Consider the following 21408-nt stretch of genomic DNA (forward strand, 5'->3'; position numbering starts at 1 on the left):
GTGTATCCGGCAAGATCATTCACTGAACAAAACGAATTTTAATCTGAGTTGAGGTTAAAAAACAATGAGCACAAAACCACTCTTCCTGTTACGGAAAGCGAAAAAATCATCCGGTGAACCTGACGTCGTCCTGTGGGCAAGCAACGATTTTGAATCGACCTGTGCCACTCTGGACTACCTGATCGTTAAGTCAGGTAAAAAACTGAGCAGCTATTTTAAAGCTGTTGCCACGAATTTTCCTGTCGTTAATGACCTGCCCGCTGAAGGTGAGATCGATTTTACCTGGAGTGAACGCTATCAACTCAGCAAAGACTCCATGACATGGGAACTAAAACCGGGAGCAGCACCAGACAACGCTCACTATCAAGGCAATACCAACGTCAACGGCGAAGACATGACTGAGATTGAGGAGAATATGCTACTCCCAATTTCTGGCCAGGAACTGCCCATTCGTTGGCTTGCTCAACACGGCAGCGAAAAACCGGTAACGCACGTTTCACGCGACGGACTCCAGGCATTACACATTGCTCGGGCTGAAGAACTACCGGCTGTTACTGCCCTGGCTGTTTCCCACAAAACCAGCCTGCTCGACCCGCTGGAAATTCGCGAACTCCACAAACTGGTTCGTGACACTGACAAAGTTTTCCCTAATCCTGGTAATTCAAACCTGGGACTGATAACTGCTTTTTTCGAAGCATACCTGAACGCTGACTACACCGATCGAGGACTGCTGACAAAAGAGTGGATGAAGGGTAATCGTGTTTCACACATCACTCGCACGGCTTCCGGTGCTAATGCTGGCGGCGGAAACCTCACCGATCGCGGCGAAGGTTTCGTACACGATCTGACGTCACTGGCGCGCGACGTAGCCACTGGCGTACTGGCCCGTTCAATGGATCTGGACATCTATAACCTTCATCCGGCACACGCTAAACGCATTGAGGAAATTATCGCTGAAAATAAACCGCCCTTTTCTGTTTTCCGCGACAAATTCATCACCATGCCTGGCGGGCTGGATTATTCCCGCGCCATCGTGGTTGCGTCCGTAAAAGAAGCACCAATTGGGATCGAGGTCATCCCCGCGCACGTCACTGAATATCTGAACAAAGTACTGACTGAAACCGATCATGCCAACCCTGATCCGGAAATCGTGGATATTGCCTGCGGTCGCTCCTCTGCCCCGATGCCGCAGCGAGTAACAGAAGAAGGAAAACAGGATGATGAAGAAAAACCGCAACCATCTGGAACAACGGCAGTTGAACAGGGAGAGGCTGAAACAATGGAACCGGACGCAACTGAACATCATCAGGACACGCAGCCGCTGGATGCTCAGTCACAGGTAAATTCTGTTGATGCGAAATATCAGGAACTGCGGGCAGAACTCCATGAAGCCCGGAAAAACATTCCATCAAAAAATCCTGTCGATGACGATAAATTGCTTGCTGCATCACGTGGTGAATTTGTTGACGGAATTAGCGACCCGAACGATCCGAAATGGGTAAAGGGGATCCAGACTCGCGATTGTGTGTACCAGAACCAGCCAGAAACGGAAAAAACCAGCCCAGATATGAATCAACCTGAGCCAGTAGTGCAACAGGAACCGGAAATAGCCTGCAATGCCTGCGGCCAGACTGGCGGGGATAACTGCCCTGACTGTGGTGCGGTGATGGGCGACGCAACATACCAGGAAACATTCGATGAAGAGAGTCAGGTTGAAGCTAAGGAAAATGATCCGGAGGAAATGGAAGGCGCTGAACATCCGCACAATGAGAATGCTGGCAGCGATCCGCATCGCGATTGCAGTGATGAAACTGGCGAAGTCGCAGATCCCGTAATCGTAGAAGACATAGAGCCAGGTATTTATTACGGAATTTCGAATGAGAATTACCACGCGGGTCCCGGTATCAGTAAGTCTCAGCTCGATGACATTGCTGATACTCCGGCACTATATTTGTGGCGTAAAAATGCCCCCGTGGACACCACAAAGACAAAAACGCTCGATTTAGGAACTGCTTTCCACTGCCGGGTACTTGAACCGGAAGAATTCAGTAACCGCTTTATCGTAGCACCTGAATTTAACCGCCGTACAAACGCCGGAAAAGAAGAAGAGAAAGCGTTTCTGATGGAATGCGCAAGCACAGGAAAAACGGTTATCACTGCGGAAGAAGGCCGGAAAATTGAACTCATGTATCAAAGCGTTATGGCTTTGCCGCTGGGGCAATGGCTTGTTGAAAGCGCCGGACACGCTGAATCATCAATTTACTGGGAAGATCCTGAAACAGGAATTTTGTGTCGGTGCCGTCCGGACAAAATTATCCCTGAATTTCACTGGATCATGGACGTGAAAACTACGGCGGATATTCAACGATTCAAAACCGCTTATTACGACTACCGCTATCACGTTCAGGATGCATTCTACAGTGACGGTTATGAAGCACAGTTTGGAGTGCAGCCAACTTTCGTTTTTCTGGTTGCCAGCACAACTATTGAATGCGGACGTTATCCGGTTGAAATTTTCATGATGGGCGAAGAAGCAAAACTGGCAGGTCAACAGGAATATCACCGCAATCTGCGAACCCTGTCTGACTGCCTGAATACCGATGAATGGCCAGCTATTAAGACATTATCACTGCCCCGCTGGGCTAAGGAATATGCAAATGACTAAGCAACCACCAATCGCAAAAGCCGATCTGCAAAAAACTCAGGGAAACCGTGCACCAGCAGCAGTTAAAAATAGCGACGTGATTAGTTTTATTAACCAGCCATCAATGAAAGAGCAACTGGCAGCAGCTCTTCCACGCCATATGACGGCTGAACGTATGATCCGTATCGCCACCACAGAAATTCGTAAAGTTCCGGCGTTAGGAAACTGTGACACTATGAGTTTTGTCAGTGCGATCGTACAGTGTTCACAGCTCGGACTTGAGCCAGGTAGCGCCCTCGGTCATGCATATTTACTGCCTTTTGGTAATAAAAACGAAAAGAGCGGTAAAAAGAACGTTCAGCTAATCATTGGCTATCGCGGCATGATTGATCTGGCTCGCCGTTCTGGTCAAATCGCCAGCCTGTCAGCCCGTGTTGTCCGTGAAGGTGACGAGTTTAGCTTCGAATTTGGCCTTGATGAAAAGTTAATACACCGCCCGGGAGAAAACGAAGATGCCCCGGTTACCCACGTCTATGCTGTCGCAAGACTGAAAGACGGAGGTACTCAGTTTGAAGTTATGACGCGCAAACAGATTGAGCTGGTGCGCAGCCTGAGTAAAGCTGGTAATAACGGGCCGTGGGTAACTCACTGGGAAGAAATGGCAAAGAAAACGGCTATTCGTCGCCTGTTCAAATATTTGCCCGTATCAATTGAGATCCAGCGTGCAGTATCAATGGATGAAAAGGAACCACTGACAATCGATCCTGCAGATTCCTCTGTATTAACCGGGGAATACAGTGTAATCGATAATTCAGAGGAATAATTCAGCCTGGCGGTGTAATGCACCGCCAACTTGAAATATTTTTTATGAGAAAAATTATGAGATATGACAATGTTAAACCATGTCCATTTTGTGGTTGTCCATCAGTAACGGTGAAAGCCATTTCAGGATATTACCGAGCGAAGTGTAACGGATGCGAATCCCGAACCGGTTATGGTGGAAGTGAAAAAGAAGCACTCGAAAGATGGAATAAACGAACCACTGGAAATAATAATGGAGGTGTTCATGTATAAAATTACCGCCACTATTGAAAAGGAAGGTGGCACTCCTACTAACTGGACAAGATATTCAAAATCTAAACTAACGAAATCAGAATGCGAAAAAATGCTCTCAGGTAAAAAAGAAGCAGGCGTTTCCAGAGAGCAGAAAGTAAAACTGATAAATTTTAATTGCGAGAAACTTCAGTCCTCGAGAATTGCATTGTATTCAAATTAAAACTTCATAGCTGATTATTAATAATCAACATCGGGCGTCAATTTCAGTATAACATTGGCGCCTGCCAGAGGTGATGCGATGGCACAAGTAATCTTTAATGAAGAGTGGATGGTTGAATACGGCCTGATGCTTCGCACTGGTCTGGGGGCCAGACAAATTGAAGCATACCGCCAGAACTGTTGGGTGGAGGGCTTCCACTTCAAACGAGTATCTCCTTTAGGTAAGCCAGACAGCAAACGAGGGATTATCTGGTACAACTATCCAAAGATAAATCAGTTTATCAAAGACTCATGATATGTCTAAATTACCAACAGGTGTCGAGATTAGAGGTAGATACATTCGCATCTGGTTCATGTTTCGAGGAAAACGATGTCGGGAAACATTAAAAGGCTGGGAGATTACAAACAGTAATATTAAAAAGGCCGGAAATTTAAGAGCGCTGATAGTTCATGAAATAAACTCCGGTGAATTTGAGTATTTAAGACGTTTTCCCCAGTCCAGCACTGGGGCAAAAATGGTGACAACGAGAGTCATAAAAACGTTCGGAGAGCTTTGTGATATCTGGACAAAAATTAAAGAGACAGAGTTAACAACAAACACAATGAAGAAAACGAAATCACAATTAAAAACACTCAGAATAATAATTTGTGAAAGTACCCCGATATCACATATTCGTTATAGCGATATCTTAAACTACCGGAATGAACTGCTGCATGGAGAAACGCTTTACCTGGATAATCCAAGATCCAACAAAAAAGGAAGAACCGTGCGCACAGTTGATAACTATATCGCCCTGCTCTGTTCGCTGTTGCGTTTTGCGTATCAGTCGGGATTTATATCAACCAAACCATTTGAAGGAGTAAAAAAATTACAGCGAAACAGAATAAAGCCTGATCCGTTATCTAAAACAGAATTCAATGCATTAATGGAAAGTGAAAAAGGACAGAGCCAGAACTTGTGGAAATTTGCCGTTTACTCAGGACTTCGTCACGGGGAACTGGCAGCTCTGGCGTGGGAGGATGTGGATCTCGAAAAGGGAATAGTGAATGTCAGAAGAAACCTGACGATACTTGATATGTTCGGTCCCCCAAAAACAAATGCCGGGATCCGAACAGTAACACTACTGCAGCCTGCTCTTGAAGCACTGAAGGAGCAATACAAACTGACCGGGCATCATCGCAAAAGCGAAATCACCTTTTATCATCGGGAGTACGGCAGAACCGAAAAGCAAAAACTGCATTTTGTTTTCATGCCCAGGGTGTGTAACGGAAAACAAAAACCTTATTACTCGGTAAGCAGTTTGGGGGCAAGGTGGAATGCAGCAGTAAAACGTGCTGGTATTCGCCGCCGTAATCCGTACCATACGCGGCATACTTTTGCCTGCTGGCTGTTGACGGCAGGAGCGAACCCGGCATTTATAGCCAGCCAAATGGGGCATGAAACTGCGCAGATGGTGTATGAAATTTACGGTATGTGGATTGATGACATGAACGACGAACAGATAGCCATGTTGAATGCGCGGTTATCGTAGTTGCAAAGTTTGCCCCCAATTTGCCCCATTTAGTACCAGAGAACTGAAATAATGCAAGATAATCAACAAATTACAAAGAAAGAACAATACAACCTGAACAAATTACAAAAACGTCTGCGTCGTAACGTGGGCGAAGCCATTGCTGACTTCAATATGATTGAAGAAGGCGATCGCATCATGGTTTGCCTCTCCGGGGGTAAAGACAGCTATACCATGCTGGAGATTCTGCGCAATTTGCAGCAAAGCGCGCCAATCAATTTTTCGCTGGTGGCTGTTAACCTCGATCAAAAGCAACCGGGCTTCCCGGAACACGTTCTGCCCGAGTATCTTGAAAAGCTGGGCGTTGAGTACAAGATTGTTGAAGAGAATACTTACGGTATCGTGAAAGAGAAGATTCCAGAGGGCAAAACCACTTGCTCACTGTGTTCTCGCCTTCGTCGCGGTATCCTTTATCGTACCGCAACGGAACTGGGGGCGACGAAGATCGCGTTGGGTCACCATCGTGACGATATCCTGCAAACGTTGTTCTTAAATATGTTCTACGGCGGTAAGATGAAAGGTATGCCTCCGAAACTGATGAGCGATGATGGCAAACATATCGTTATTCGTCCGCTGGCCTACTGCCGCGAGAAAGATATTCAGCGATTTGCCGATGCAAAAGCGTTCCCGATTATTCCGTGCAACCTGTGCGGTTCACAGCCTAACCTGCAACGTCAGGTGATTGCTGACATGTTGCGTGACTGGGATAAACGTTATCCAGGGCGTATCGAGACGATGTTCAGCGCGATGCAGAATGTGGTGCCGTCGCATCTGTGCGATACCAACCTGTTCGATTTCAAAGCCATCACCCACGGTTCTGAAGTGGTTAACGGGGGTGATCTGGCGTTTGATCGCGAAGAGATCCCACTACAACCGGCGGGCTGGCAGCCAGAAGAAGATGAAAATCAGTTGGATGAGTTACGGCTGAATGTGGTTGAAGTGAAATAACCAGGATAGCGCCCGATGCGCAAGCGTATCGGGCTACTCTTATGGAGGCCGGATAAGACGCGGCCAGCGTCGCATCCGGCAATCCCGAATAAGATGTTTACTCTTGCACCCGGCAATTCAACATTTCATTATTTTAATAACCGCACCCGGCACGTTTTTCCTTTAATCTTCCCGCCCTGTAACTGTTTCCATGCTTTATGAGCAACAGCCTGACGGACCGCGACATAGACATGCGCCGGATGCACGGCGATTTTGCCAATATCTGCGCCATCAAGCCCGATATCTCCTGTCAGTGCACCTAATACATCACCCGGGCGCATTTTGGCTTTTTTCCCGCCATCGATACACAACGTTGCCATTTCTGCTTCCAGCGTCGCAATGGAACTATTAGCTGGCGGCGTTTGCCAGTTAAGTTTTATCTGCAACATGTCAGAAATGATATTGGCCCGCTGTGCTTCTTCCGGAGCACAGAAACTGATCGCCAGACCGCTATTTCCTGCACGAGCTGTACGACCGATGCGATGTACATGAACTTCAGGGTCCCACGCCAGCTCAAAGTTCACCACCAGCTCAAGCGATTTAATATCCAGACCACGCGCAGCAACATCAGTCGCGACCAGTACACGGGCGCTACCGTTAGCAAAACGTACCAGGGTCTGATCGCGATCGCGTTGCTCCAAATCGCCGTGTAATGACAATGCACTTTGCCCTACTTCATTCAGCGCGTCGCAGACAGCCTGGCAATCTTTTTTGGTATTGCAAAACACCACGCAAGAGGATGGCTGATGCAAGCTTAATAACCGTTGCAACAGAGGAATTTTGCCTTTGCTGGATGTCTCATAAAATTGTTGTTCAATGGGTGGCAAAGCATCTGTTGAGTCAATTTCAATCGCCAAAGGATCGCGTTGCACTCGTCCGCTGATTGCAGCGATGGCTTCCGGCCAGGTTGCCGAAAACAGAAGCGTCTGTCGAGATGCAGGCGCAAAACGGATGACATCATCAATGGCATCGCTAAATCCCATATCCAGCATGCGGTCGGCCTCATCCATCACCAGCGTATTCAACGCATCCAGTGATACCGTGCCTTTTTGCAGGTGATCCAGCAAACGCCCCGGCGTTGCCACGATAATATGCGGCGCATGTTGCAACGAATCACGCTGCATACCGAACGGTTGACCACCGCACAACGTCAAAATTTTGGTATTTGGCAGAAAACGCGCCAGCCGACGCAATTCACCTGCCACCTGATCCGCCAGTTCACGCGTAGGACACAGCACTAAAGCCTGGGTTTGAAATAGCGACGCATCAATTTGCTGTAACAAGCCGAGGCCAAAAGCCGCCGTTTTGCCGCTGCCGGTTTTCGCCTGCACGCGAACATCTTTTCCGGCAAGGATCGCCGGAAGCGCGGCGGCCTGCACCGGCGTCATGGTTAAATAACCCAACTCATTAAGGTTCGTGAGTTGGGCGGGAGGCAAAACATTCAGGGTAGAAAAAGCGGTCACAATCTATTCTCGTGGTCATCGACGCAAAGTTAGCAGGCGCGTATCCTCGCAGATCTACGCTCACGATGCGACAATTTAATCGGTTCTTCATCGGGTGGTGGGTCAGGCATGGGTTGCGGGCGAGGGATCGGATCGGGCACTGGAACAGGATCGCCAGGAATCGGTTCAGGGACAGGAATTTGCAAATAAATAAGTGTCGTCATATTTCCCTCTGGTCATTGGGTGGACTCTTAAAGGGTAGACGCTGATAAATAACAGGCAAAAAAAAGCCGACTCATCAAAGTCGGCGTCGTACGAATCAATTGTGCTATGCAGTAATTCAAAAAAGGAAGTAAGACAATATGGAGCGCAACGCCCATCGCTTGACGTTGCATTCACCTGCAAGAGAGATATTGCCCTGAATGGGTAGAGAGTTTATTGACTTCGCTCAAACTTTGCGGCGTTTTTGTATACAGACAGCCGGAAAAATTGCTTTTGTTACAACCATTTACTACGATGCAACCATAAAGCAACACCACCAATAAGAACAACTAACAGAATACAAAAAATTGAAAATCCGAATTGCCACCCGCCGCCAGGGATCCCACCAAGGTTGACGCCAAATAACCCGGTCAGAAAGGTACTGGGTAAAAAGACCATTGCCATCAACGACATTGTATAGGTACGACGAGCTAAATTTTCCTGCATCACCTGAGCGATTTCATCCGCCATCACGCCAGTCCGTGCTATACAGGCGTCGATTTCGTCAAGGCCGCGCCCAAGGCGATCGGCAATATCCTGCATCCGACGGCGTTGGTCATCGCTCATCCACGGCAAACGTTCACTGGCAAGACGAGCATAAACATCACGTTGCGGTGCCATATAGCGACGCATCACAATTAATTGTTTGCGCAGCAGAGCCAGGAATCCACGCGGTGGAATTTGCTGATCAAGGAGATTATCTTCAAGGTCGATAATTTTATCGTGCAGCTGCTCGATAAATTCACTGGAATGATCGGTCAACGCATCGCACACATCCACCAGCCATCCCCCGCAATCGGTCGGACCCGTGCCCTCTTCCAGATCGCTCACCACATCGTCCAGCGCCAGCACTTTGCGTTGTCGGGTCGAAACAATTAACCGCCCGTCCATATATACACGCATGGCGACCAGTTGATCGGGGCGTTCATCGGTGCTGCCGTTTATACAGCGCAATGTAATCAGCGTGCCTTCACCGAGACGGCTGACTCGGGGACGCGTGCTCTCGCCCGCCAGCGCATCACGTACGTTATTGGGAAGCAGCGGTGTTGTCGCCAGCCATTGGGCGCTATCATGGTGTACATAATTAAGGTGGAGCCAACAGGGATGCGCTTCATCAATCACATCTGTATTTTCCAGCGGTTTAACGCCGCCTCTACCATCCAGCATCCAGGCAAATACTGCATCCGGGACATTAACGTCCGATCCCTTAATCGCTTCCACAGTGCCTCCATCATCAACGCATTATTTTGTAGTCTAGCCTTCTGGCCCTGTTACGCAACATCTCATCACCCCATTACCCTGAAATGATTAATAAAATTCTGTCTAAATTGAATACAAAAAGCAAAATGCTTTTCCGTATACAAACCGTGTGAAGTGTTAAATAGCGTCTATCATTATCAGAATTATCTGATCATATGACGTGGCTTTTTTGCGATCGGATAGCAACAAAAATTGATAAAAATAACGGGATCTCAATGATTACGCACAACTTCAATACCCTGGACTTACTCACCAGTCCTGTCTGGATCGTTTCGCCCTTTGAGGAACAGTTAATTTATGCCAATAGCGCGGCGAAACTGTTGATGCAAGACCTCACGTTTAGTCAGCTACGAACCGGACCCTATTCCGTCTCCTCACAAAAAGAACTGCCGAAATACCTCTCCGATCTGCAAAACCAACACGATATTATCGAAATCCTCACTGTTCAGCGTAAAGAAGAGGAAACAGCATTGAGCTGTCGGCTTGTTTTGCGAAAGCTGACAGAAACAGAACCGGTGATTATTTTCGAAGGTATCGAAGCGCCGGCAACGCTGGGTTTAAAAGCCAGTCGCTCGGCAAATTATCAGCGCAAAAAACAAGGTTTTTATGCGCGCTTTTTTCTGACTAACTCTGCACCAATGTTGTTGATTGACCCGTCACGAGATGGACAAATCGTCGATGCTAACCTCGCCGCGCTCAATTTCTATGGTTATAACCATGAAACGATGTGCCAGAAACATACCTGGGAAATAAATATGCTCGGGCGTCGCGTCATGCCTATCATGCATGAAATCTCGCATTTACCCGGTGGTCATAAACCTTTGAATTTTGTTCATAAACTGGCGGATGGTTCGACTCGTCATGTGCAGACCTATGCCGGACCGATTGAAATTTATGGCGACAAGCTCATGTTATGTATTGTGCATGATATTACTGAGCAAAAACGGCTGGAGGAGCAGCTGGAACATGCTGCTCACCATGACGCGATGACCGGATTACTGAATCGGCGACAGTTTTATCACATTACGGAACCAGGCCAAATGCAGCATCTCGCCATCGCTCAGGATTACAGCTTGTTGCTCATCGACACCGATCGTTTTAAACACATTAACGATCTCTATGGGCATTCTAAAGGTGATGAGGTGTTATGCGCCCTCGCCCGCACCCTCGAAAGTTGCGCTCGCAAAGGCGATTTGGTGTTTCGTTGGGGAGGCGAAGAGTTTGTCTTATTGCTACCAAGAACCCCACTGGATACCGCGCTTTCGCTGGCTGAAACTATCCGCGTAAGCGTGGCAAAAGTGAGTATTTCGGGCTTACCACGCTTTACCGTCAGCATTGGTGTGGCGCATCACGAAGGAAATGAAAGCATCGATGAACTGTTTAAACGCGTTGATGATGCTTTGTATCGGGCGAAAAATGATGGACGCAACCGCGTGCTGGCGGCATAAGCCGCGGATGCGTCTCGAGATCAACGACTGCGCTTAGCGTGGCGCTCCCAGTTTTCTTGCTTCGCCTGCGCCGTTTTACGTAGTGCGACGTAACACGCCCCGCTGCCGCCATGATGCGGTAGCGCGGTGCAATATGCCTGAACATCATCAAATTCGGTCAGCCAGCGCGCCACATAGCTGCGGACAATATTGGCATGCGATTTATCATCCCGCCCTTTACCATGAATAATCAGCACGTTACGCAAACCATCCGCCAGGGCTTGTTGAATAAAACTGAACACCATTTTGCGGCACTCTTCCACCGGCTGGCGCAAAAGATTCAGGCTCGCCTGTTGCGGATATTTACCACTGCGCAGCTTATCCAGCACCCCATGTTGCAACCCTTCCCGCCGAAACTCCAGCGGCTGACTTAGTGGGATGATGTCGAGAAATCCGGTGGTGAGGAAATTATCAAGCTGCAGCGTGTCGATACGCTGCGGCGCACGTTGGTTACGCGTTGGATGCCAGTGGACATCGGTAGCACGTTTCAGCGGCTGGACATCTTCCATGGCGTCAAGAAACAGCGATTTGTCGTCAAGGTTCATGTTACATCCTCCCGCAATTAAGAGCGCGATATGATAACCAGACCGGGTCGGTCCAACAACGTATTACCCAAATTTCCAGTAATAAGTTCCAAATATTGCCGATATTTTAAGCAAAATACTTATGCATGATTATTCATTCACGATATTAATAATGTAACTTATATTTTCGTGAAATCTGTCACTGAAGAAAATTGGCAACTAAAGGTTAAAACCGTTATAACACAGTCACCGGCGCAGAGGAGACAATGCCGGATTTAAGACGCGGATGCACTGCTGTGTGTACTGTAGAGTCTGGCGGATGTCGACAGACTCTATTTTTTTATGCAGTTTTAACTTTGCAGATAGCCGCATTCTCGCCGGAATTGCGTGATTAATGACGCGGTCAGTGGTGTCTGGCGACTATCACGCCGCTGAATCAAATAATAGGCCGCTTTCGGTAAAATTTCGCTAACCGGCAACATCACCAGCCCCTGTCCGTGCAAGGGATCGCAGCCCATTTCTTCAGGCAGTATGCTGAGAAAATCGCTTTTTGCCACCAGACTGATACAGGCTGAGAACGTCTCGCAGACTACACCGACCTGTGGCGTTTGCGCCTGATCGTCAAGCAATTCACTCAACTGTTTGTAGTAACTGCCGTGTGGCGTCGGCATTGTCCAGCTGTAATCCAGTAACTGTTTGATCGAACGGGCACCAATGGCGGGGTGTCCCGGGCGGCAAAAGATCGCGAATTGCTTTTCCAGTAATTTCTCAAAAGTAAATTCGTGGTCGTACGGTCCCTGATAATAGGTATTGATGGTGAAATCCAATTCTCCCTGACGCAATTCATTAATCATCGACACCAGTTGCCCTTCCATAATGCGTACTTTTACCTGCGGATGCTGCTGATGAAAACGAGATATGACAGCTGGCATCAGACTGCGGGAAATACTGGCCCCCATGCCGATATTAATCTGCCCTGCCAGTTGCCCTTGTCGTTGGCGAATATCCTCTTGGGCTGCGCGCAGCTCTTCAAGAATAAGACTGGCGTGCTGATAAAAACTTTCACCGGCATCAGTTAACGTCACGCCTTTACTACGGCGAAAAAAGAGTTGCGCCGCTAACCCTTCTTCCAGCTCCTGAATAGATTTACTCAGTGCCGGTTGCGACATATTCAACATTCGGCTCGCTCCGCGAATGCTGCCCTGACGAGCCACTTCAACAAAAGCCCGAATTTGATGAATTTTTACCTGAAAAGCCATGACGCCACCGATAACCGTTATTTATCAGACCAAAGAAACTGGCATCTACTTTAATGCAGATGATTGTGTCAGGGTAATTTATGAACGGTTAAAACTGTGAAAAATCAGTTAGTGATAAGTAAAAACTATCGCTACGTGAACCGGGTCACACTTTTTACTGATGACGGGAAAGGTTATGGAGTCTTTGAATCAATTTGTTAATTCGCTTGCCCCAAAATTATCGCACTGGCGACGTGATTTTCATCACTATGCAGAGTCTGGCTGGGTGGAATTCCGCACTGCCACCCTTGTTGCGGAAGAATTGCAGCAGCTCGGCTATTCACTGGCGCTGGGCCGCGAAGTAGTTAATGAAAGTAGCCGGATGGGACTACCTGATGAACTCACTCTACAACGCGAATTCGAGCGCGCTCGTCAACAGGGTGCGCTAGCACAATGGATTGCGGTTTTTGAAGGTGGTTTCACGGGTATCGTCGCCACCCTGGATACCGGTCGCCCCGGTCCGGTGATGGCTTTCCGTGTCGATATGGACGCGCTGGATCTCAGTGAAGAGCAGGATGTCAGCCATCGCCCCTACCGCGACGGTTTTGCGTCATGTAACGCCGGAATGATGCATGCCTGTGGTCATGATGGACATACCGCCATTGGGCTTGGGCTGGCGCATACCCTTAAACAATTCGAGTCCGGACTACATGGCGTCATCAAACTGATTTTTCAGCCTGCAGAGGAAGGTACGCGTGGCGCGCGGGCGATGGTCGATGCAGGTGTCGTAGATGATGTTGATTATTTTACTGCCGTGCACATTGGCACTGGCGTACCTGCGGGCACCGTGGTGTGCGGCAGTGATAATTTTATGGCAACCACCAAATTTGACGCGCACTTCACCGGTACCGCCGCTCACGCAGGCGCAAAACCAGAAGACGGTCACAATGCCTTGTTGGCGGCAGCACAAGCCACTCTTGCACTGCATGCAATCGCCCCGCACAGCGAAGGAGCTTCCAGAGTAAACGTGGGCGTTATGCAGGCAGGAAGCGGTCGTAACGTTGTTCCTGCCTCGGCGTTGCTGAAAGTGGAAACACGCGGGGCCAGCGACGTCATTAATCAATATGTTTTTGACCGTGCACAACAAGCGATTCAGGGCGCAGCAACCATGTATGGTGTCGGCGTTGAAACTCGTCTGATGGGTGCAGCTACCGCCAGTTCTCCTTCGCCGCAATGGGTCGCATGGTTGCAAAGTCAGGCGGCTCAGGTCGCGGGGGTCAATCAGGCCATTGAACGTGTTGAAGCGCCTGCGGGTTCCGAAGATGCCACATTAATGATGGCCCGCGTGCAGCAACATCAAGGGCAAGCCTCCTACGTGGTGTTTGGCACACAGCTGGCGGCAGGTCATCACAACGAAAAATTCGATTTTGACGAGCAGGTTCTCGCTATTGCCGTCGAAACGCTGGCGCGCACCGCGCTCAATTTTCCCTGGACGCGAGGTATCTGATGCAGGAAATCTATCGTTTTATCGACGATGCGATTGAAGCCGATCGCCAACGTTATACCGATATTGCCGATCAAATCTGGGATCATCCAGAAACACGTTTTGAAGAGTTCTGGTCAGCGGAGCATCTGGCTTCGGCGCTGGAATCTGCAGGCTTCACCGTTACCCGCAACGTAGGCAATATCCCAAATGCCTTTATTGCTTCGTTTGGTCAAGGCAAACCGGTTATCGCCCTGCTGGGAGAATATGACGCCCTGGCAGGTTTAAGTCAGCAAGCTGGTTGCGCGCAACCTATATCCGCGACGCCCGGTGAAAATGGTCACGGTTGCGGACACAATTTGCTGGGAACCGCCGCCTTTGCCGCTGCAATAGCCGTCAAGAAATGGCTGGAACAATATGGGCAAGGCGGCACAGTGCGCTTTTATGGTTGTCCTGGCGAAGAAGGCGGCTCGGGTAAAACGTTCATGGTCCGCGAGGGGGTATTTGATGATGTGGATGCGGCACTCACCTGGCACCCGGAAGCCTTTGCCGGCATGTTCAATACCCGCACGCTGGCAAACATTCAGGCATCATGGCGCTTTAAAGGGATCGCAGCACATGCCGCGAATTCCCCTCATTTGGGACGCAGCGCCCTTGATGCCGTAACGTTGATGACCACTGGCACCAACTTCCTCAACGAACATATTATTGAAAAAGCGCGCGTACACTATGCCATCACAAATAGCGGCGGGATCTCACCCAACGTGGTCCAGGCGCAGGCAGAAGTGCTTTATCTTATCCGCGCCCCCGAAATGACCGACGTGCAGCATATTTATGATCGGGTCGCCAAAATCGCCGAAGGTGCGGCATTGATGACCGAAACCACGGTTGAATGCCGCTTCGACAAAGCCTGTTCCAGTTATCTCCCGAATCGCACCTTAGAAAATGCCATGTACCGAGCCCTATCCCATTTTGGTACCCCGGAATGGAACTCCGAAGAACTGGCTTTTGCGAAACAAATTCAGGCTACGCTCACCTCCAACGATCGGCAAAACAGTCTGAATAATATCGCCGCAACCGGTGGCGAAAACGGCAAGGTTTTTGCACTACGTCATCGTGAAACGGTACTGGCGAATGAAGTCGCTCCATATGCCGCCACCGATAACGTGCTTGCAGCATCGACAGATGTCGGCGACGTCAGTTGGAAACTGCCTGTTGCCCAGTGTTTCAGCCCCTGTTTTGCCGTCGGTACACCGCTACATACGTGGCAACTGGTTAGCCAGGGGCGAACATCTATTGCTCATAAAGGAATGCTGCTCGCGGCGAAAACTATGGCTGCAACCACAGTCAATCTCTTCATTGATTCAGGGCTATTGCAAGAATGCCAACAAGAGCATCAGCAAGTTACGGACACGCAACCGTATCACTGCCCTATCCCGAAAAACGTGACACCGTCACCTTTAAAATAACAACAACGCAAACACAACAACCGAGGAATGTCCATGAGTATGTCATCCATACCGTCATCCTCCCAATCCGGGAAGCTCTATGGCTGGGTCGAAAGAATTGGTAACAAGGTTCCCCATCCTTTTTTGCTCTTTATCTATTTGATTATCGTACTCATGGTGACGACGGCAATTTTGTCGGCCTTTGGCGTCAGTGCGAAAAACCCGACCGATGGTACGCCGGTCGTGGTGAAAAACCTGCTCAGTGTGGAAGGATTACACTGGTTTTCACCCAATGTTATTAAAAACTTTAGCGGTTTTGCCCCACTTGGCGCGATCCTGGCGCTGGTTTTAGGTGCCGGTCTGGCGGAGCGCGTCGGCTTACTGCCAGCGCTAATGGTTAAAATGGCATCGCATGTTAATGCCCGCTACGCCAGTTATATGGTGCTGTTTATTGCTTTTTTCAGCCACATTTCTTCCGATGCGGCGTTAGTGATCATGCCACCGATGGGTGCGCTGATTTTTCTGGCGGTGGGCAGACATCCAGTTGCAGGTTTACTGGCCGCCATTGCAGGCGTAGGTTGCGGCTTTACGGCTAATTTACTGATTGTCACAACCGACGTGTTGCTGTCGGGGATCAGCACGGAAGCGGCGGCTGCGTTCAATCCGCAAATGCACGTCAGTGTAATTGATAACTGGTATTTTATGGCCAGCTCCGTAGTCGTACTGACGATTGTTGGCGGCCTGATAACCGACAAAATCATCGAACTACGGTTAGGTCAATGGCAGGGAAACAGCGATGAGAAACTGCAGACATTGACCGAAAGTCAGCGTTTTGGTTTACGCATAGCAGGTGTCGTATCGCTACTTTTTATTGCTGCGATTGCGCTGATGGTGATCCCGGAAAACGGGATATTGCGCGATCCGATTAATCACACCGTGATGCCATCACCCTTTATTAAAGGTATCGTGCCACTGATCATTCTTTTTTTCTTTGTGGTCTCGCTGGCTTATGGCATCGCTACTCGCACAATTCGACGTCAGGCGGATTTACCGCATTTAATGATTGAACCGATGAAAGAGATGGCGGGATTTATCGTGATGGTTTTTCCCCTCGCCCAGTTTGTCGCCATGTTTAACTGGAGCAACATGGGGAAATTCATCGCCGTGGGGCTGACCGATATACTGGAAAGTTCAGGGCTTAGCGGCATCCCGGCGTTTGTCGGTCTGGCGTTGCTTTCCTCTTTCTTATGCATGTTTATCGCCAGCGGTTCCGCAATCTGGTCGATTCTGGCCCCCATTTTCGTACCAATGTTTATGCTACTTGGCTTTCACCCGGCATTTGCGCAAATCCTCTTTCGTATTGCCGACTCATCCGTATTGCCTTTAGCGCCAGTATCTCCTTTTGTTCCACTGTTTCTTGGATTCCTGCAACGCTACAAACCAGACGCGAAACTGGGTACTTACTATTCGTTAGTCTTGCCCTATCCACTTATCTTTTTGGTGGTATGGCTGCTGATGTTGCTGGCGTGGTATCTTGTCGGTCTGCCGATAGGTCCGGGTATTTACCCACGTTTGTCTTAAGAGAGAACGGATGCTGAGATTACTTGAAGAAAAAATTGCCACGCCACTGGGTCCACTGTGGGTGATTTGCGATGAGCAATTTCGCCTGCGGGCGGTTGAATGGGAAGAGTACAGCGAACGCATGGTGCAGCTGCTGGACATCCATTATCGCAAAGAAGGCTATGAGCGCATTTCTGCCACCAATCCAGGCGGTTTAAGCGACAAGCTTCGTGAATATTTTGCCGGTAATCTTAGCATTATTGATACGCTTCCCACTGCTACGGGGGGGACGCCATTTCAGCGCGAAGTCTGGAAAACACTACGCACTATCCCCTGCGGGCAGGTAATGCATTACGGCCAACTGGCTGAGCAATTGGGCCGTCCTGGCGCGGCGCGTGCCGTTGGTGCGGCAAACGGATCGAATCCCATCAGCATCGTCGTACCTTGCCATCGGGTTATTGGCCGAAACGGCACCATGACCGGATATGCAGGCGGAGTTCAGCGAAAAGAGTGGTTATTGCGCCATGAAGGTTATCTTTTGCTGTAAACATTAAACAATTTGTGCCAGCTTGTTCACACTTTTATGTAAAGTTACCCTTAACAACTTAAGGGTTTTCAAATAGATAGACATATATTTACATCTAATATCGGAATTCTCTGCTGTTAAGGTTTGCTTAGACTTACTTGCTCCCTAAAAAGATGTTAAAATTGACAAATATCAATTACGGCTTGAGCAGACCTATGATCCCGGAAAAGCGAATTATACGGCGCATTCAGTCTGGCGGTTGTGCTATCCATTGCCAGGATTGCAGCATCAGCCAGCTTTGCATCCCGTTCACACTCAACGAACATGAGCTTGATCAGCTTGATAATATCATTGAGCGGAAGAAGCCTATTCAGAAAGGCCAGACGCTGTTTAAGGCTGGTGATGAACTTAAATCGCTTTATGCCATCCGCTCCGGTACGATTAAAAGTTATACCATCACTGAGCAAGGCGACGAGCAAATCACTGGTTTCCATTTAGCAGGCGACCTGGTGGGATTTGACGCCATCGGCAGCGGCCATCACCCGAGCTTCGCGCAGGCGCTGGAAACCTCGATGGTATGTGAAATCCCGTTCGAAACGCTGGACGATTTGTCCGGTAAAATGCCGAATCTGCGTCAGCAGATGATGCGTCTGATGAGCGGTGAAATCAAAGGCGATCAGGACATGATCCTGCTGTTGTCGAAGAAAAATGCCGAGGAACGTCTGGCTGCATTCATCTACAACCTGTCCCGTCGTTTTGCCCAACGCGGCTTCTCCCCTCGTGAATTCCGCCTGACGATGACTCGTGGCGATATCGGTAACTATCTGGGCCTGACGGTAGAAACCATCAGCCGTCTGCTGGGTCGCTTCCAGAAAAGCGGCATGCTGGCAGTCAAAGGTAAATACATCACCATCGAAAATAACGATGCGCTGGCCCAGCTTGCTGGTCATACGCGTAACGTTGCCTGATTTTTCCGCATAACTCACTATCCTTCTGTCATATCATTAAATTTTTCTGATTTATTGATCTGGCAGAAGGTTCATCACTGTTTCATTCACCAGATATGGGTTAATCTTTTAATTACAAACTGCGTTGACAGTTGTTGTAAGGAGACCCTGTATGGCTATGTATCAGAACATGCTCGTTGTTATCGATCCTAACCAGGACGACCAACCAGCATTGCGGCGAGCTGTTTATTTACATCAACGGATTGGTGGCAAAATTAAAGCCTTTTTGCCGATCTATGACTTCTCATACGAAATGACCACCCTGCTCTCCCCGGACGAACGTACCGCTATGCGTCAGGGCGTCATCAGCCAGCGTACAGCCTGGATCCACGAGCAGGCAAAATATTATCTCAATGCTGGCGTTCCCATTGAAATTAAAGTGGTCTGGCATAACCGTCCTTTCGAAGCCATCATTCAGGAAGTGATCAGCGGCGGGCACGATTTGGTGCTAAAAATGGCGCACCAACATGACCGTCTGGAAGCGGTGATTTTTACGCCAACGGACTGGCATCTGTTACGCAAATGCCCAAGCCCGGTGTGGATGGTGAAAGACCAGCCGTGGCCGGAAGGAGGTAAGGCGCTGGTGGCGGTGAATCTCGCCAGTGAAGAGCCGTATCATAATGCGCTCAATGAAAAACTGGTCAAAGAGACGATCGAACTGGCAGAACAAGTCAACCATACCGAAGTTCATCTGGTTGGCGCTTACCCAGTAACGCCAATTAATATCGCGATTGAACTGCCGGAATTTGATCCGAGCGTTTATAACGATGCCATTCGTGGGCAACATTTGCTGGCAATGAAAGCCCTGCGGCAGAAATTCGGCATTAATGAAAACATGACGCACGTAGAAAAAGGTCTGCCAGAAGAGGTGATTCCTGATTTGGCGGAGCACTTACAGGCGGGGATTGTGGTTCTGGGCACGGTAGGACGCACCGGTATTTCAGCAGCATTCCTCGGCAACACGGCGGAACAGGTGATTGATCATCTTCGCTGCGACCTGCTGGTCATTAAACCTGACCAGTATCAGACACCCGTTGAACTGGATGACGAAGAAGACGATTAACGACTCTTCAATAACTGACAAGGCCCGAGTTATCGGGCCTATTTTTTACTTACTGCTCTTCGCCGCCAAGGAAATAAATTCCCAACGGGATTGCCAGCAACACAGTAAAGACCAGGCTATAAACAAAAATCATCGATGACTGAATCACATACATTGATGTCGTCCACTCAGACAGCGGAATATTGTACTGTTCTATAACGCCGCCGATGGTCGCGCGAGTCACAACCGACGCCGCAATAATGAAAACCGCCAACAAACCAAAGAGAAATTTCTTCCCTTTCGCTGACTTCAGTTTCGCCATAATCATGATGTAATCCTTGTGCAGACAAATTTCTTGTTACCTAAACGTAACAATACCATGACATTTCACCGTTGTCTGCTCTGAAAACCTCACCTCTTAGCTGGATTTACAATCAACGCATTGATTAGTTAGCTAATGTTGCTACTTCCTTCCCTGACTATTGATGATCTGAATGAATTGTCGCGGTAAAATAGCCCCGCCAGGGGTTTCCGGCATGACGACAATTATCTGGAGGAGCCTGATAAAACAATGATCGCTGAACTGTTTACAAATAATGCGCTTAATCTGGTCATTATTTTCGGTAGCTGCGCAGCATTGATTCTGATGAGCTTTTGGTTTCGCCGTGGAAATCGTAAAAGAAAAGGATTTTTATTCCATGCGGTGCAATTTTTAATCTACACCATAATTATCAGTGCTGTTGGTAGCATTATTAATTATGTTATAGAAAACTATAAACTCAAATTTATCACCCCAGGCGTTATCGATTTTATCTGTACGTCCCTGATTGCGGTTATTCTGACGATTAAGCTATTTCTGCTGATTAATCAGTTTGAAAAACAGCAGATTAAAAAAGGTCGCGATATCACCAGTGCGCGGATTATGTCGCGTATCATCAAAATCACCATTATTGTGGTGCTTGTTCTGCTTTATGGCGAACATTTCGGCATGAGCCTTTCTGGCTTGCTGACCTTTGGTGGTATTGGTGGTCTGGCTGTCGGTATGGCCGGTAAAGATATTCTGAGTAACTTCTTTTCCGGGATTATGCTCTATTTCGACCGTCCTTTCAGTATTGGCGACTGGATCCGTTCACCGGACAGAAATATCGAAGGTACAGTAGCGGAAATTGGCTGGCGAATTACCAAAATTACGACCTTTGATAATCGTCCATTGTACGTACCGAACTCGCTGTTTTCGTCGATCAGCGTAGAAAACCCAGGACGAATGACCAACCGCCGCATTACCACGACCATTGGTTTACGTTATGAGGATGCGGCAAAAGTGGGCGTTATTGTCGAAGCTGTACGTGAGATGCTGAAAAATCACCCGGCCATCGACCAGCGACAAACCTTACTGGTTTATTTCAACCAGTTTGCTGACTCTTCATTGAATATTATGGTTTATTGCTTTACCAAAACCACGGTATGGGCTGAATGGCTTGCTGCACAGCAAGACGTTTATTTGAAGATTATCGATATTGTACAGTCACACGGCGCGGACTTTGCCTTCCCCAGCCAGACGCTGTATATGGATAACATTACACCGCCGGAACAGGGTCGCTAAATCAGACATCACTGGCGTTATGCACAAGGGTAACGCCAGTTCCCATCACA

General features: G+C 48.6%; 22 protein-coding genes. 15 read left to right on the forward strand and 7 right to left on the reverse strand.

The features are described from left to right. Window positions 1–64 precede the first annotated feature (64 nt). From recE to ttcA, 7 genes are all read left to right on the forward strand, one after another. A complete protein-coding gene (recE, locus tag ACU8XX_RS13265) occupies window positions 65–2665 on the forward strand; it encodes an exodeoxyribonuclease VIII (RefSeq protein WP_000105143.1) in 2601 nt (866 codons plus the stop codon). Continuing rightward, window positions 2658–3467: a recombination protein RecT gene (gene recT / locus ACU8XX_RS13270; protein WP_000166319.1), complete on the forward strand. Its 810-nt coding sequence runs from the start codon at window positions 2658–2660 to the stop codon at window positions 3465–3467. The genes recE and recT overlap by 8 nt, the downstream gene beginning before the upstream one ends. A 56-nt stretch (window positions 3468–3523) precedes the next feature. Beyond that, a complete protein-coding gene (gene ralR / locus ACU8XX_RS13275; RefSeq protein ID WP_001317028.1) occupies window positions 3524–3718 on the forward strand; it encodes a type I toxin-antitoxin system endodeoxyribonuclease toxin RalR in 195 nt (64 codons plus the stop codon). Beyond that, window positions 3711–3920 carry a double-strand break reduction protein RcbA gene (rcbA, locus tag ACU8XX_RS13280; protein WP_000276809.1) on the forward strand — a complete coding sequence of 70 codons (210 nt, stop codon included), beginning with the start codon at window positions 3711–3713 and terminating at the stop codon, window positions 3918–3920. The genes ralR and rcbA overlap by 8 nt, the downstream gene beginning before the upstream one ends. Window positions 3921–3998: 78 nt before the next feature. Then, on the forward strand, window positions 3999–4214 hold the full coding sequence (xisR, locus tag ACU8XX_RS13285; RefSeq protein ID WP_000079604.1) for an excisionase XisR: 216 nt from the start codon (window positions 3999–4001) through the stop codon (window positions 4212–4214). Window position 4215: 1 nt separating this feature from the next. Continuing rightward, window positions 4216–5451 carry a tyrosine-type recombinase/integrase gene (locus ACU8XX_RS13290; protein WP_000040852.1) on the forward strand — a complete coding sequence of 412 codons (1236 nt, stop codon included), beginning with the start codon at window positions 4216–4218 and terminating at the stop codon, window positions 5449–5451. Window positions 5452–5502: 51 nt separating this feature from the next. After that, window positions 5503–6438, forward strand: a complete 936-nt coding sequence (gene ttcA, locus ACU8XX_RS13295; protein ID WP_240765170.1) for a tRNA 2-thiocytidine(32) synthetase TtcA — start codon at window positions 5503–5505, stop codon at window positions 6436–6438. Window positions 6439–6566: 128 nt separating this feature from the next. On the opposite strand, the gene dbpA is transcribed toward ttcA, so the two are convergent. From dbpA to ydaN, 4 genes are all read right to left on the reverse strand, one after another. Then, complete coding sequence (gene dbpA / locus ACU8XX_RS13300) at window positions 6567–7940, reverse strand: ATP-dependent RNA helicase DbpA (protein WP_000123737.1); 1374 nt, start codon at window positions 7938–7940, stop codon at window positions 6567–6569. A gap of 29 nt (window positions 7941–7969) precedes the next feature. After that, window positions 7970–8143 carry a proline-rich small protein YnaL gene (ynaL, locus tag ACU8XX_RS13305; RefSeq protein WP_001296046.1) on the reverse strand — a complete coding sequence of 58 codons (174 nt, stop codon included), beginning with the start codon at window positions 8141–8143 and terminating at the stop codon, window positions 7970–7972. Between the two features lie 274 nt (window positions 8144–8417). Continuing rightward, entirely contained in the window at window positions 8418–9401 is a 984-nt protein-coding gene (gene zntB / locus ACU8XX_RS13310; RefSeq protein WP_000387388.1) for a zinc transporter ZntB, read from the reverse strand. Window positions 9402–9414: 13 nt separating this feature from the next. Next, window positions 9415–9462: a protein YnaN gene (ydaN, locus tag ACU8XX_RS13315; protein ID WP_211180494.1), complete on the reverse strand. Its 48-nt coding sequence runs from the start codon at window positions 9460–9462 to the stop codon at window positions 9415–9417. A gap of 193 nt (window positions 9463–9655) precedes the next feature. Between ydaN and dgcM the strand changes: the two genes are divergently transcribed. Beyond that, the gene (gene dgcM, locus ACU8XX_RS13320) at window positions 9656–10888 is read left to right on the forward strand and encodes a diguanylate cyclase DgcM (RefSeq protein WP_000628058.1); all 1233 of its coding nucleotides are present in this window, start codon (window positions 9656–9658) and stop codon (window positions 10886–10888) included. 20 nt (window positions 10889–10908) lie between these two features. On the opposite strand, the gene smrA is transcribed toward dgcM, so the two are convergent. Both smrA and ACU8XX_RS13330 read right to left on the reverse strand, forming a co-directional pair. Next, window positions 10909–11472, reverse strand: a complete 564-nt coding sequence (gene smrA, locus ACU8XX_RS13325; protein ID WP_001046829.1) for a DNA endonuclease SmrA — start codon at window positions 11470–11472, stop codon at window positions 10909–10911. 329 nt (window positions 11473–11801) lie between these two features. After that, window positions 11802–12710 carry a LysR family transcriptional regulator gene (locus ACU8XX_RS13330; protein ID WP_000885454.1) on the reverse strand — a complete coding sequence of 303 codons (909 nt, stop codon included), beginning with the start codon at window positions 12708–12710 and terminating at the stop codon, window positions 11802–11804. 175 nt (window positions 12711–12885) lie between these two features. Between ACU8XX_RS13330 and abgA the strand changes: the two genes are divergently transcribed. From abgA to uspE, 6 genes are all read left to right on the forward strand, one after another. Further along, on the forward strand, window positions 12886–14196 hold the full coding sequence (gene abgA, locus ACU8XX_RS13335; RefSeq protein WP_000444949.1) for a p-aminobenzoyl-glutamate hydrolase subunit AbgA: 1311 nt from the start codon (window positions 12886–12888) through the stop codon (window positions 14194–14196). After that, on the forward strand, window positions 14196–15641 hold the full coding sequence (gene abgB / locus ACU8XX_RS13340) for a p-aminobenzoyl-glutamate hydrolase subunit AbgB (RefSeq protein WP_001156412.1): 1446 nt from the start codon (window positions 14196–14198) through the stop codon (window positions 15639–15641). The genes abgA and abgB overlap by 1 nt, the downstream gene beginning before the upstream one ends. A 33-nt stretch (window positions 15642–15674) precedes the next feature. After that, window positions 15675–17201 (forward strand): p-aminobenzoyl-glutamate transporter, encoded by a 1527-nt coding sequence (gene abgT, locus ACU8XX_RS13345; RefSeq protein ID WP_240765172.1) that lies wholly within the window; start codon window positions 15675–15677, stop codon window positions 17199–17201. Window positions 17202–17211: 10 nt separating this feature from the next. Further along, complete coding sequence (gene ogt, locus ACU8XX_RS13350) at window positions 17212–17727, forward strand: methylated-DNA--[protein]-cysteine S-methyltransferase (RefSeq protein ID WP_000945011.1); 516 nt, start codon at window positions 17212–17214, stop codon at window positions 17725–17727. A gap of 194 nt (window positions 17728–17921) precedes the next feature. Beyond that, complete coding sequence (gene fnr, locus ACU8XX_RS13355; protein ID WP_000611911.1) at window positions 17922–18674, forward strand: fumarate/nitrate reduction transcriptional regulator Fnr; 753 nt, start codon at window positions 17922–17924, stop codon at window positions 18672–18674. Window positions 18675–18825: 151 nt separating this feature from the next. Then, window positions 18826–19776: a universal stress protein UspE gene (uspE, locus tag ACU8XX_RS13360; RefSeq protein WP_001262123.1), complete on the forward strand. Its 951-nt coding sequence runs from the start codon at window positions 18826–18828 to the stop codon at window positions 19774–19776. Window positions 19777–19825: 49 nt separating this feature from the next. On the opposite strand, the gene ACU8XX_RS13365 is transcribed toward uspE, so the two are convergent. Beyond that, a complete protein-coding gene (locus tag ACU8XX_RS13365; RefSeq protein ID WP_000605090.1) occupies window positions 19826–20083 on the reverse strand; it encodes a DUF2534 family protein in 258 nt (85 codons plus the stop codon). A gap of 243 nt (window positions 20084–20326) precedes the next feature. Here ACU8XX_RS13365 and ynaI point away from each other — a divergent pair, with 243 nt between their 5' ends. Then, window positions 20327–21358: a low conductance mechanosensitive channel YnaI gene (gene ynaI, locus ACU8XX_RS13370; protein WP_000559900.1), complete on the forward strand. Its 1032-nt coding sequence runs from the start codon at window positions 20327–20329 to the stop codon at window positions 21356–21358. Window positions 21359–21408: the final 50 nt, after the last annotated feature.

Source organism: Escherichia sp. MAL-1, from assembly GCF_052948035.1.